The 12797-nt window shown below is 39.7% G+C and carries 12 protein-coding genes and 1 pseudogene; 7 read left to right on the top strand and 6 right to left on the bottom strand.

The annotated features are described in order from the left end of the window. Window positions 1-79 precede the first annotated feature (79 nt). Together FTU05_RS00430 and FTU05_RS00425 are read right to left on the bottom strand one after the other, a co-directional pair. Window positions 80-2044, bottom strand: coding sequence for a triacylglycerol lipase (locus tag FTU05_RS00430; protein ID WP_180163914.1), 1965 nt, complete (start codon window positions 2042-2044; stop codon window positions 80-82). A 188-nt stretch (window positions 2045-2232) separates the two neighbouring features. After that, entirely contained in the window at window positions 2233-3315 is a 1083-nt protein-coding gene (locus tag FTU05_RS00425; protein ID WP_180163881.1) for a putative zinc-binding metallopeptidase, read from the bottom strand. Between the two features lie 448 nt (window positions 3316-3763). Between FTU05_RS00425 and FTU05_RS00420 the strand changes: the two genes are divergently transcribed. The 3 genes from FTU05_RS00420 to FTU05_RS00410 are packed head-to-tail and all read left to right on the top strand — an operon-like array spanning window position 3764 to window position 5432. After that, entirely contained in the window at window positions 3764-4204 is a 441-nt protein-coding gene (locus FTU05_RS00420; RefSeq protein WP_180059580.1) for a ribbon-helix-helix protein, CopG family, read from the top strand. Window positions 4205-4215: 11 nt separating this feature from the next. Continuing rightward, the gene (locus tag FTU05_RS00415) at window positions 4216-4413 is read left to right on the top strand and encodes a hypothetical protein (protein ID WP_168377511.1); all 198 of its coding nucleotides are present in this window, start codon (window positions 4216-4218) and stop codon (window positions 4411-4413) included. After that, window positions 4410-5432, top strand: a complete 1023-nt coding sequence (locus tag FTU05_RS00410) for an ABC transporter substrate-binding protein (RefSeq protein ID WP_180163879.1) — start codon at window positions 4410-4412, stop codon at window positions 5430-5432. Before FTU05_RS00415 ends, FTU05_RS00410 begins: the two co-directional genes overlap by 4 nt. Window positions 5433-5528: 96 nt before the next feature. Here FTU05_RS00410 and FTU05_RS00405 read toward each other — a convergent pair. Then, window positions 5529-6196 (bottom strand): annotated as a pseudogene (locus FTU05_RS00405) (epoxyqueuosine reductase QueH). Between the two features lie 623 nt (window positions 6197-6819). On the opposite strand from FTU05_RS00405, the gene FTU05_RS00400 reads away from it, so the two are divergent. The 4 genes from FTU05_RS00400 (at window position 6820) to FTU05_RS00385 (ending at window position 10361) form a co-directional block, all read left to right on the top strand. Beyond that, window positions 6820-7809, top strand: coding sequence for a putative oxygenase MesX (locus FTU05_RS00400; protein ID WP_180106110.1), 990 nt, complete (start codon window positions 6820-6822; stop codon window positions 7807-7809). A 78-nt stretch (window positions 7810-7887) separates the two neighbouring features. Further along, window positions 7888-8916 (top strand): methionine synthase, encoded by a 1029-nt coding sequence (locus FTU05_RS00395; RefSeq protein ID WP_180106108.1) that lies wholly within the window; start codon window positions 7888-7890, stop codon window positions 8914-8916. Window positions 8917-9020: 104 nt separating this feature from the next. Continuing rightward, entirely contained in the window at window positions 9021-9515 is a 495-nt protein-coding gene (locus FTU05_RS00390) for a flavin reductase (RefSeq protein WP_180106106.1), read from the top strand. 45 nt (window positions 9516-9560) lie between these two features. Further along, on the top strand, window positions 9561-10361 hold the full coding sequence (locus tag FTU05_RS00385) for a sulfite exporter TauE/SafE family protein (protein WP_180163878.1): 801 nt from the start codon (window positions 9561-9563) through the stop codon (window positions 10359-10361). Between the two features lie 140 nt (window positions 10362-10501). On the opposite strand, the gene FTU05_RS00380 is transcribed toward FTU05_RS00385, so the two are convergent. The 3 genes from FTU05_RS00380 to FTU05_RS00370 are packed head-to-tail and all read right to left on the bottom strand — an operon-like array spanning window position 10502 to window position 12733. Further along, window positions 10502-10831, bottom strand: coding sequence for a multidrug efflux SMR transporter (locus FTU05_RS00380; RefSeq protein ID WP_168377505.1), 330 nt, complete (start codon window positions 10829-10831; stop codon window positions 10502-10504). A gap of 7 nt (window positions 10832-10838) precedes the next feature. After that, entirely contained in the window at window positions 10839-11720 is an 882-nt protein-coding gene (locus FTU05_RS00375; protein WP_180021811.1) for a hypothetical protein, read from the bottom strand. Continuing rightward, window positions 11717-12733, bottom strand: coding sequence for an isopenicillin N synthase family oxygenase (locus tag FTU05_RS00370; protein ID WP_180163877.1), 1017 nt, complete (start codon window positions 12731-12733; stop codon window positions 11717-11719). Before FTU05_RS00370 ends, FTU05_RS00375 begins: the two co-directional genes overlap by 4 nt. Between the last annotated feature and the right edge of the window lie 64 nt (window positions 12734-12797).

Raw genomic sequence — 12797 nt, 5'->3', positions numbered from 1 at the left:
CCCCAAAATATAGAGCTAATTTAGCAATAAAACACTGCTTTTAAAAGATAATTTATAAATACATAAAGCAATTTTATCGTTATTGATTCAACGCTTCATTGTCCAAATGCTCTCTCAAAATGCGTCGCAATTCTAAAATGGCATCTGCAGACTCATGGATGGAATGTCCACCATTGAAAATCTTTTCAGACACCGCACCATCTAAATGAGAACTTGTATAGGGAACAATGCCATCCGACATTTTGCTCGGCTCAGTGCTTTGCATCTGATTCCCCATAATAGAATGATAAGGAATATCTTTATTTGGCATGATGTCTGCGGTCAACAGCATAAAACGTGATTGTTGACTTAAATCTGCCGGCCCAGACTTAATCAGGCCCATAGTTGAATTTTTTGCATTCGGGATTTCAACATTGACATCATTTAAAAAACTTAAAGGCAATACCACGATTTTTTTCGCCAAATTGGTAAACCAGCGGTCTGCATAGTCAGTACCATGATGCGGTGCGGCAATGAAAATTGCACGACTAACTGGCTTCAATGCTTTAAAGACAAAACGATCGCGGATAATCGGATGACGTTGTAACTGTGTGTTTTGTTCATAGTTCATGAGTGGAATAGCTTGAGCGGAAATATCTGCATCACTAACCAATAAACGACTGATGATGCCGCCCATACTATGTCCGATAATGACAGCATCTTGAGCCGAAGGCGTATTGGGCTGAACAGTTGCAAATGCCTGTTTGAGTAAAGCATTGATTTGAAAACGACTCTCAAATATTGGCATATTGGTTGAGTAAAACACTTGCCAAACTTGGTAATGATCACGTAGTTTTTGATCACCCATAATATTATTGGTCAGGCCGATCCACGTTTCAGGACTGCTGGCTAATCCGTGAACCATGACAATAATCTTTTTATTGGGTTGATACGGCTCTAACATAAACACATGTGGCATGCGCAAATGTTCTTCCTTATTTAGGAGTGTCCAATAGCCAGATTTTCCTAATTTATTTTCGGCTAACCAAAGTCCATAAGGCACAGAATAATTGGCCGTTAGCGTGTAGGACTGAGATTCAATTTTTGCCTTTTTAAATTGATAGGGATTAAATAATTCAACATTAAAGTCTGATTGCGGCGACAAAATTTCACTAATGCTGCTATTGGTCTTGGCAGGCTCGGCGATCGCACTGACAGATAAATAGCGTGCAGTATGAATATTCGGGTTGGGTTTATTTGAATAATATTGTTCAGGGTCTAGTACAAAAGGCTGCGCAGCAGACAGATCCGTAGCTTTTTTGACTAAGACAAATTCAGAACCAATGCCTTCCTGACGATTAATGGTTTTTAAGGCTGAAAAATTAAAATTATAGCTCGACTGTAATTTATCAATGTCCGCACTTTTGATTTCTGGATAATGCTCATAGTTAAAATGATAAAGCGATGAACCTAACATTAAACTTTCAGGCATTTGCTGATAGTCAAAACGGCTGAATGATGAGGTGATCAGACGTGATAAAGCCACATTATAAAAGGTGCGGACTTGTCCCTGACGCAAATCAAATAAGCGTTCTTCTGGGGCTTGAGCGGATTTAAATAGATAGACATAGCTGTAGCGCAGACTGAAATCAAAGTCTGCAAGCTGCTGATCCATACATATTTTTATTTTGCTTGATGCGAGTTTTCCGCTGTGTTGTTTTAAGCTTTTTTTGCATTGTGGATTTTCATCGGCTCTTAAAGCACGTGCCATGTACAGCTCACTTGCTGATGCATAGACTTGAGCAATATCTAAAGTTTCATTGTTACGCATTTTGTGAATACAGCTTTCAAGCGCATTTAAACAAGATTGGTCGCTTTCATTCACCATTAACAGGATTTGATGGCTAAATGTACTGAGCTTTTGATGGGTTAATATGCTGTCTGTTTTATTATTTAGTGACGCACTGAGTTGATTTTCTTGTAATTTGACCAATTGGCATCCACTGAGCAAACTCAGGCTGATGATACACATGAAACGAGCAGGTAAATGCGTGAAAGGCATCATTGGAAAGGTCACAGGCATCTATTTTTTGTTATTTTAACCTTTATAAAATAGTAAAAATAGGGCAGGTGTTACAGCGCTCAATCCAAGAAAATTACTACGTATACATCCTTTCTATAAGCTAATGTACGAATACTGTGATACCGAAAAGTTGATTTGAGATTCAAACACTGTCACGTGTTAAATTTAATCTAATTGTGCTGCTGATTTTTTAAGGTCATATTGAGCAATTTATGATGAATGAATCTAAGTTTATCCAATACCGGATTCGACAACGTAAATGGATAAGCATCATCTAAGCCCATGCTGCGGTTCAACGCATTTAAATTAAAGGTCAAGGTCATCCAGTGTTGCAGCAATAGGTCAAAATCCTGAGCGCCAATCGGGTTCTCTTTCAGTTCTAAATTATTCAAATCTGACTTATTGGTTTTTACCACTAATCCTGCATAGTAGGCGGTTTCAAGAGTGTCCATCATGTGCAAATAATGCGCCCATGTTTCCGCCCAATCTTCCCAAGGATGCGTACTGGCATAGGAACTAACATAGTAATCCGCCCAATTTTGCGGAGCACCGTCATTATAATGACGTTTCAAAGCTTCACTATAATCTTGTCGTTCATCACCAAACAGTTCTCGAAATTCCTCAATCAGTTCAGGGTGTAAATGTTTGATCAAATCAAAATAATAATGACCGCTTTCATGTCTAAAATGACCTAGAAGTGTACGGTAGTTTTCACCCATTTTTATACGCGTTGTTTCGCGGTAAATCACATCTGCTTCACTGGCATTCAAGGTAATAATTCCATTGGCATGACCGGTCATAACAGGTGTATTTTCTGATGGCATCAGAAAATCAAAACGAAGTCCAAAACGGTCATCTTGGCTGCGTTTAGGACGCGGCATGGTATTGAGCTGCTGCATTAAATACAAAAAACGCCGTTTAGCATGTTCCAATCGTGCCCAGTACACAATATGGTCTGGGTTATCTAGGTTGGGAATGGTGTGCGTGAGCAGGCAAGACTCACAGTAAATTTCTTCACTGTCAGCAGGCACCATCCAGTTGCAAACCTGATGATGCTGATAATTATGACAAGGTTTAAAGCGTTTTCCCTTTATTTCAGGATTTAACGCAAGCCACAGCGTACTGCCGTGCTTTTCAAAACAGCCCATTTGCTTTTCAGAGGCAATATAGCCCAGCGCAGTCTGACAATTGACACAGTGTGAATTGGCAAAAAAGATTTGGTTAGAACATACCGCGCAGCTGAAATACTTCATAGGCGTTGAGTGATGAATAGAATGATCAATCAGTATAAATGATGTTCAATGTTGATGAAATAAATTGAACTTCGAGTTTGTTGCATGTCGGTCAATGCTCTTGCTTAAGAACAACGACCTTTAGAAATAGTCTTTCATCAAATAATACATCGCAGCAATAGTGCAAAGGGGTCTCGATGAGTGCATTTATTGCACAAATCATGAACAGTAAAATTTAAAAGAAAGTTAAAAGAACAAAATAATCGATCATTTTTTGTATTTCTCACTTGGCACAGATTCTGCATTTCTATCGATATTACGAAATAAATATTTTGTATTACTCAAACAGGAGATGCATATGAACCGCCATCAATCTGCAACATTTCTGCATCAATTAAAGCAATTTTTTATTGAGCTACTGAGCGCCCGTGCGGGTTTCTATATTCAGCAAAAAAAATAAGGAACAACAGTGCCTAAACGAAAGCTGGCGCGTATCAGTATTACCGTGCCTGAAAAAACAGTTGATGCTTTGGATCAAAAAATTGTCGATCAGCATTATGAGAGCCGTTCTCAGGCCATTGTCGACATGATCAATAAGCATCTGATTGCCGATCAGGAGCAGCGTAACGAAGTAATGGTCGGCACATTTACCTTACTTTATGACGCAAGTAGTACGGCGCTACGTATTCAGCTTTTAGATTTACAGCAGCAGTTTTTAGAACAAGTGGTGAGTTCGCTGCATATTCAACTCGATGACCACAAAATTTTAGAAGTCATGATTCTGCAAGGCGTCAGTTCAGAGCTCAAAGTTATCAGTCAGCATTTTTCAGCACTTAAAGGTGTGATTAAAGGACATTTGGAGTTAATGGACGCTGTAATGCCGCCAATTCCGCAAAATGCAAAGAATTAAGGAGTTTTAAAATGGGCCAATTATATCGTTCACAAGGTCAGTTTAAAGACCGAATCACAGACCAACAGCAAGCACATGCTAATGCAGGTAACCAAAGACCAAATCGTGCAAAGCACAATGCTCAATCTGTCAGCAATCCGAATACACCATCGTTTTTGTACACCAATACCAAATTTAACTGTAATGCCATTGGGGAAATCGCACTATGATCAAAAAAGCCTGCTTATCTGCATCCGTTTTGACCGCCATCTTACTAGGTGGTTGTGACAATACGGCCAAAACACCTGAACCAAATGCTCAGGCAGAAGGCACTGTCAATACAAAAGCCATCACAATTGGCTATAGCGACTGGCCTGGTTTTGTCGCATGGCAAGTTGCTATTGAAAAAGGCTGGTTGAAAGAAGCCGGTGTCAATGTAGATTTTAAATGGTTTGATTATTCAGCCTCACTATCTGCATTTGCGGCAAATCAGTTGGATGCTGTTTTGGTCACTAACGGCGATAACTTAGTTACGGGTTCTGGCGGTACGAAAGGCGTCATGATTATGGCGACGGACTATTCTGCGGGTAATGATGTCATCATTGCTAAAGATGGCATCAATAGTCTTGCCGATTTAAAAGGAAAAAGTGTCGCGACTGAAAAAGGCTTGGTTGATCATTTGCTTTTAGCGACGGCTTTGGATGATGCAAAAATTCAAGCTTCTGAAGTGAAGTTGGTCAACACCATGACCAATGAGCTGCCACAAGTATTTGCAAGTCCTGATATTGCAGCGATTGCCGTGTGGCAACCGGTCGCAAATCAAGCTTTGAAAGCGGTAGCAGGTTCTAAAATCATTTATACATCGAAAGATAAACCCGGTCTGATTTACGACACATTAACCGTCAACATGACGCATTTATCTGCCAACAAAGAAGAATGGAAAAAAATCATTCAAGTTTGGGATAAAACGGTTAAATACATCAACGACCCTGCAACGCATGCCGATGCAGTGAAAATCATGTCAACCCGAGTTGGTGTTGACCCTGCACAATATGAACAGTTTATTGGAGGCACACATTTATTGGACTTGGCTGCCAATAAACAAGTCTTTAAAAAAGGTACAGGATTTGATTCACTTTATGGCTCGAGTTATCACGTGAACAAATTTAATGTTGCCAATGGCATTTATAAAACCGAAATGGATGTCGATGGATCAATCTATCCAACGTTGGTTGAAGAACCGAAATAAGTTGAAATATAGCTAAAAAAAGCCCTGAATGATGTAAAAATTTCAGGGCTTAACAACATCAAATTAATATCCATAAAAAATAACGAAGGGCAGAACTCAAGCTTCTTCATCCATCGCATTGGAATAAAACTTCACACCCAATTTGATTCGGTCACGGCCTTGGCTCATACGCCAGCGATTGGTATCGCGCAGTGAATAGACACAGCCGCAGTATTCCTGCTGATAAAATTCTTCTTTTTTACTGATTTCCAGCATACGTACAGCACCGCCATTTTTACGCCAGTTATAGTCCCAATAGGTTATTCCGTCATAATGTGAAGCTGAACGATGCCCGCAGTCATTAATCTGCTGCATATTTTTCCAGCGTGAAATACCCAATGAACTGCTGATTAGGCTAAAGCCATGTTCTGCCGCATATAATGCAGTACGTTCAAAGCGCATATCAAAACACATGGTACAGCGGAGGCCTTTTTCAGGCTCATTTTCATAGCTTTAGCGCGAGCAAACCAATTGTCTGGCTCATAGTCAGAGTCAATAAACGGAATGTTATGTTTCTCGGCAAAGCGGATATTTTCCTCTTTACGGATTTCATATTCTTTCACAGGATGAATATTGGGATTGTAAAAGAAAATTGAAAAATCGATACCTGATCCAATTAATGTTTCCATGACTTCGCCAAAGCATGGTGCACAGCAAGAGTGGAGTAAAAGCTTGTCATGACCTACTGGGAGAGTCAGTGTCTGAGGTTCTAATTTATTAGACATGATTTTAAGAAGGTATAAGTATAAACCGAATATTTTAGCGATTCCTTAACATACCAAAGCTCGAATATGCTGATTTTTTCTAAGTACAAGTTGAGTCATATTCAGTATATTGACTAAAAAGCTGAAACGACATGAATATATGCTTATTTCATATTTTGTTTATCTATTTATGGCAAGGTTTAAGAACTTTATAGCTCAGGACAAAAGTATATTAGTGTTACAGATTCAATATTAAAACAATTAGTGATTTGATCTTTTTTCATTTTAAAGTTAGAAAAATTCACCCTAATGAATAAATCGCTAAATTTTGAGAGTGGAGATTTTGAGCCAATCTGTACGATTCTACACATTTCAGATGTGTGTTTGAATGAAAAAATTTTCATTGAATTTTTTTTAAGCCCTTATTTATATTAAATAAAATTTAAATGCTACCTGGGTGGCAGTTTTTTTATCGCCAGTTGAATGATGCATAGTTGAAGAAAATTCATTGTATTTAAATCTTAAACATGAATTTATCTCACTTTGAGTTGAGGTTAAATCATTTTTATTCATCTTAAGTTTCACGTATAAATTACTTCATACAGAAATTTTGATTATTTTTAATTTTAGGGTAGTGAATCTCCATGAGTCATAAATTTGCATGTTCAATCAAACGTATTCGCTTTGATGAAAACTATGAGCCAGCAGACAATACACGTCTAACAACGAACTTTGCCAATTTGGCACGTGGTGAACACCGTGAAGAGAATCTGCGCCGTACTTTGGCAATGATTAATAACCGTTTCAATAGTTTAGCTACTTGTGACAACCCAAATGCGGATCGTTATTCACTTGAAATTGACATCATTTCCGCTGAACTCGATGTAGAGGGTAATGGTCAAACTTTCCCGTTTATTGAAACTTTAAAAAGCACCATCATCGACCATAAAACCAATGAACGCATTGAAGGCATGATCGGCAACAGTTTTTCATCGTATGTACGTGACTATGACTTCAGCGTAGTATTACCAGCACTCGGTTGCAAATTCAATGAAAAACCTGAAGATTTTGGCGATTTGCACGGCAAGCTTTATCAACACTTGATCAATTCAGAAGTATTCAAAGCTGAATTTAAAAAACAGCCTGTGATTTGCTTAAGTGTTTCAACGACAAAAACTTATTACCGTACTGCAAATGTACATCCGATCTTAGGTGTGGAATACACCAATGATGACCATTCACGTACCGATGACTATTTTGCAAAAATGGGCTTAAGTGTTCGTTACTTCAAACCTGAAAATGCGACTGCACCATTGGCATTCTATTCAGCAAATAACTTGCTTAGCGACTATACAGATTTCGAACTGATCAGCGCGATCAGCACCATGGAAAGCTTCCAAAAAATCTACCGTCCTGAAATTTACAATACCAATGCGACAGCAGGTTTAGTGTATCAACCAAGCTTAAGCTTTGGCGATTACTCATTAACCCGTATTGTGTACGACCGTGTTGAACGTGGCCAGTTGGCGGTTAAACAGGGCAAATGGACGGAAGAGAACTTTATCCAGCCATATAAAGACATTCTGAATGAGTGGGCGGCTAATTTTAGTATTGAAAATGCAGATGCAGCTTAATTTTAAATCACGCAAATAGATGAAACACGGGTGAGTTAAACCACCCGTTTTAAAGAAAATAGAGATAGAAGATCGAATATGGCCATTTTACTCCCAACTTCAACTGCTGGCAGCTTACCTAAACCGTCTTGGCTAGCTGAACCTGAAAAATTGTGGTCAGCATGGAAGCTTGAAGGCGAAGAATTATTAGATGCAAAACGTGATGCGTTGGAATTATCTTTGCATGAACAAATCCATGCAGGCATTGATATTGTCAGTGATGGTGAACAAACCCGTCAGCATTTTGTAACCACGTTTATTGAACATCTTGAAGGTGTAGATTTCGAAAAGCGTGAAACGATGCGTATTCGTAATCGTTATGATGCAAGTGTACCGTCTGTGGTTGGTGAAGTATCTCGTAAGAAAGCAGTGTTTGTTGATGATGCAAAATTCTTACGCAGCCAAACCAATCAGCCGATCAAATGGGCTTTGCCAGGCCCGATGACGATGATTGATACTTTGTATGATGGTCATTACAAGAGCCGTGAAAAATTGGCTTGGGAATTTGCTAAAATCCTGAATCAAGAAGCTTTAGAGCTTGAAGCGGCAGGCGTAGATATCATTCAATTTGATGAGCCTGCGTTTAACGTATTTTTTGATGAAGTCAATGACTGGGGTATTGCGACATTAGAGCGTGCGCTTGAAGGTTTGAAATGCGAAACAGCCGTTCATATTTGCTATGGTTATGGCATTAAAGCCAATACCGATTGGAAACAAACCTTGGGTAATGAATGGCGCCAATACGAAGAATCATTCCCGAAACTGCAGCAATCGAAGCTGGATATCATCTCACTTGAATGCCAAAACTCTCGTGTACCCATGGATTTAATTGAACTCATCCGCGGTAAAAAAGTGATGGTTGGCGCAATTGATGTAGCAACCAATCAAGTTGAAACAGCAGAAGAAGTAGCAAATACATTACGCAAAGCATTGCAATTTGTAGATGCCGACAAGCTATATCCTTCAACAAACTGCGGTATGGCGCCTTTACCTCGCCAAGTGGCGCAAGGCAAACTAAATGCGTTAAGCGCAGGCGCTGCCATTATTCGTCAAGAATTGACCGCATAAATTCGAGCTGACTCGGTTTCATGTAAGGGCAATAAGGAAATTAAATTTGCTATTGCCCAAACCTGAGAAAGAGATAAGCCATATAGACCATTGAGATTGAAGAGATGATTGAAGCAACTGATTTTAGAAATGCAATGTCTTTATTGACGACTGCAGTCAACGTGATTACGACTGAGGGTGAAGCAGGCATGCATGGATTTACAGCATCAGCCGTATGCAGTGTGACAGATACACCGCCAACTTTGCTGGTTTGTATGAATCAATCATCTCGTTCTCATGCGCATTTTCTTGAAAATAAAGTTCTGTCTGTCAATGTTTTAGGCGCACAGCATGAGCAAATTTCCAATGCCTTTGCTTCAAGCAAATTCAATTCGGAAGAGCGTTTTAAATTGGGTTCTTGGACCACATTAGAAACAGGTTCACCAATATTAAAAGATGCTTTGGTCGGTTTCGATTGTCAGATTGAACAGATTCAAGAAGTGGGTACGCACAGTGTGTTTATGTGCCGTGTGGTTGCAATCAAGCAAAGTCAGCAGGAGGAAAGCTTGGTATATTTCAACCGCGCTTATCATGCTGTGGGTCAAGTGGAGTTGGCTTAAACCAGTCAGACTTCTTCAATACATCTCTTTAAAAGTATCTATTTCGTGGAACTCATTACTTTCTTAATTATTGGCGCATTTGCTGGTTTTGCTGCAGGGCTGTTTGGCGTTGGCGGCGGTACCATCATTGTGCCATTGCTCTATATTGTTTTTAGCCAAATGGGCTATAGCCCCGATGTGATTATGCATTTGGCGCTCGGCACATCTTTGGCTACGATTGTTGTGACATCGATCAGCTCCTTGATGGCGCACAATAAAAATGGTGCTGTGATTTGGCCTGTATTTAAAAATTTAGCTCCGTCTATGGCGATTGGTTGTTTTGCAGGCGCGGGTATTGCAGGCTGGCTGTCAGGCTTACATCTGCAAATGATTGTCGGTGTGTTTTTACTTTGGGTGGCTTATACCATGTTTATGGGTGCAAAAAAGCCAGTCGATCCAAATAAAACACTACCATCTACAGCTAAACAAATTGCAGCAGGTTCGGGTATCGGCGTTGCATCGGCCATCTTCGGGATTGGCGGCGGCAGTATTACGGTACCGTATTTAACGGCAAATGGCGTGGTGATGCAAAAAGCGGTCGGGACGTCTGCGGCTTGCGGTTTACCCATTGCCATTGCTGGTGCATTAGGCTTTATGTTTTTTGGTATGCAACAGCAAGTTGAAATTCCAAATACCATTGGCTTTATTCATATCTATGCCTTTTTGGGCATTAGTGTGATGAGTTTCTTTACGGCTAAATATGGCGCGAAAACTGCGCATACGCTTTCACCAGCAGTACTGAAAAAATGTTTTGCTGTGCTGTTATGTATTGTTGGATGCTTTTTTCTAGTGAAAGGCATTTTATAGAAGCCGACTGATCACAGTTAATTCATTCGAAACGTATGCTCTAGTGTGCAACAGCAAGCTAGAGCATTTTTATCTATAGCAATTTAAGTCTTTAAAATTTCAGAGATATTATTTAAAAACTTCATTTTAAAACTGACATTTCAAAGCTCTGTGCTTTTAGAAAAAACATTAATAATCACAATACCCAATAAAATAAAGGCCAAACCAATCATGGCAGGCAGGTCTAAATTTTGTTTAAACACAATCCAGCCCACACAAGAAATCAGTACAATGCCTGCAGCAGACCACATGGCGTAGGCCAATCCCATTGGAATCGATTTAAAGGTCAAACCTAAAAAGAAGAGTGCAATGGCATAGCCCAATACGGTAAAAATAATCGGTACTAGTTCAGTAAAGCCATTGCTGGCTTTTAAGGCGGACGTGGCAATCACTTCAGCAATGATTGCGATGAGCAAATATATAAACGACATTGATTTCCTATAGACATTCTACGGCATGGTACAAGAGGTGCTGTTTTTCATTTTGCAACCAATCTGTACTTTCTGTCGTGGTATCAGTGCGACGCTGAAATGCATAATGTGGAACATAAATATCCACCTCGAACATCAGCTGTATTGCTTGACCATTAATAATGACGTTTTGCATTAAATGTGTTTCATCAATAACTTTGAAATGATCAAAGTTAAGTGGTTGATCTTGCTGAGATGAAGTCGTTGTATAGTGCTTATGCAGACCATCTACAGCGATGGATACTTCAAAGCTTTCAATCACCGTTTCATACATAGTAGGTGCAGATGATATATCGATGCTGGCAACAGTTTGCTGATCTGTAGGTAAACGACTCAGTGCAAAGGCCACATGCTTATCACAAATAATTAAACCGCCATCCATCTGCAATGGCTGATGGCTTTCTACATCTAAAGCTGACTTCAAGCGCAGGCCTAAAAATAACCCTTCATGCACTTGTTGACGCCAGTCTTCGACATACGCATTGCTTGGAGAGAATTCTAAAATACAGTTGCCAATCGCATGTAGTTTTGCAGGTTCTGGCCATTGCACATGATTTTGATAATTTGAGTGTGCTTTAACGTCCCAAGACAATAATTGTTGTTTAGCATCCCATAGGGTGTTACCAATCCAGCCTTGACGCTCATTCACTGGCGTATTTTCTTGGCTTTTTAAACGTAGATCGATGGTGAAACTACGTGACTGAAACCAATACACAATGGTCTTTTCATCCGTCAAACCATTTGAAAAACTAATGCTTTTACGGCGAAAAGCACCATATAAATAGTCTGGAATAGGACCTGAAACCTCTTGGCTGGCTGGAAGTTGTGCTAAAGCCTGAAATAGATTCATGCGCTTGCTCCTTGTGCTTCTGTATTTTCATCCATACCAAATGATGACAATGGCACAGCATTTCTAAGACTTAGCTCTCCTGAAGCGATACGTTTTTTGAGATAACTAAAGGTTTGCGCGGTTTGATTAAATAAATGTTCGCCACCAATTAGGGGCTGATATTTGGGCGCTTCAGTAGAATGTACAGGCTCAATGATCGTGTCGTAATTGCATGCACAGAACAGAGGGAAAGAGTAGCGCTCTTCAGAGACTTTTTTAACACGGTGCTTGGTGGCCAAATATTTGCCATTCGACAAAATTTCCATCATGTCGCCAATATTCATCACCAAAGTATTTTCAATCAATGTAATATCCATCCATTCACCTTGTTTATTTAATACTTGTAAACCTGGTGCCGTCGGCAAGAGCAGTGTAAAGCACTCATAATCTGTATGCGCGCCAATACCTTCGGCATCTTTCACTTCAGGGTTATAGGGATAATGGATTAGACGCAGTTGGCTGGTCGGATGGGTAATTTTGCAATCAAAAAAATGCTCATCTACATTCAATGCTAAAGCAAAGGCCTGAAAAATCTGCTCGCTAATACTGCGTAAATGGCAGTAATAATCACAGACCGTACTCTTAAATGTGGCGTCATCTGGCCATAACGTAGGGCCCAGCAAGGGAAATGCCGTCGTTTCGCCGTGGTAATCATAATTGATGTCATAGGCTTCTTTTAAGTCATAGCTGTTGCCTACAAACTGTTCTTCACCAATTGGCACATAGCCACTGTGATTTTTCGACAGCCCAATAAAGTGTTGCATTTTACTGGCAGTATCTTGTTGGAAATAGCGCTTTGCCACCTGAATCAATGATGTCGCAAAATCAAAATTGAACTGATCACCTTTTAAATATAGAAAACCAACATCTTTACAGGCTTGATCCAAAGCGGTTGCTACTTCTAAACGCTCTGACAATTCCGTGCTTTGCATTTTTGAAATATCAACAAGTGGCAAAACATAAGATTCATTCATCTTCAATTCCTATAAAGTTGGCCGTCCAACGCTGTAGTTACATCATTTAGGCCGTCCTAAAGAT

The organism is Acinetobacter sp. YH12049 (assembly GCF_013419875.1).
Taxonomy (GTDB): domain Bacteria; phylum Pseudomonadota; class Gammaproteobacteria; order Pseudomonadales; family Moraxellaceae; genus Acinetobacter; species Acinetobacter amyesii.
This window is presented reverse-complemented; position numbering and strand designations above follow the sequence as displayed.

Excerpts from the sequence above, each read along its gene's own strand:
- FTU05_RS00430 (WP_180163914.1), bottom strand. The coding sequence starts at position 2,044 with ATGATGCCTTTCACGCATTTACCTGCTCGTTTCATGTGTATCATCAGC.
- FTU05_RS00425 (WP_180163881.1), bottom strand. The coding sequence starts at position 3,315 with ATGAAGTATTTCAGCTGCGCGGTATGTTCTAACCAAATCTTTTTTGCC.
- FTU05_RS00415 (WP_168377511.1), top strand. The coding sequence starts at position 4,216 with ATGGGCCAATTATATCGTTCACAAGGTCAGTTTAAAGACCGAATCACA.
- FTU05_RS00410 (WP_180163879.1), top strand. The coding sequence starts at position 4,410 with ATGATCAAAAAAGCCTGCTTATCTGCATCCGTTTTGACCGCCATCTTA.
- FTU05_RS00400 (WP_180106110.1), top strand. The coding sequence starts at position 6,820 with ATGAGTCATAAATTTGCATGTTCAATCAAACGTATTCGCTTTGATGAA.
- FTU05_RS00395 (WP_180106108.1), top strand. The coding sequence starts at position 7,888 with ATGGCCATTTTACTCCCAACTTCAACTGCTGGCAGCTTACCTAAACCG.
- FTU05_RS00390 (WP_180106106.1), top strand. The coding sequence starts at position 9,021 with ATGATTGAAGCAACTGATTTTAGAAATGCAATGTCTTTATTGACGACT.
- FTU05_RS00380 (WP_168377505.1), bottom strand. The coding sequence starts at position 10,831 with ATGTCGTTTATATATTTGCTCATCGCAATCATTGCTGAAGTGATTGCC.
- FTU05_RS00375 (WP_180021811.1), bottom strand. The coding sequence starts at position 11,720 with ATGAATCTATTTCAGGCTTTAGCACAACTTCCAGCCAGCCAAGAGGTT.
- FTU05_RS00370 (WP_180163877.1), bottom strand. The coding sequence starts at position 12,733 with ATGAATGAATCTTATGTTTTGCCACTTGTTGATATTTCAAAAATGCAA.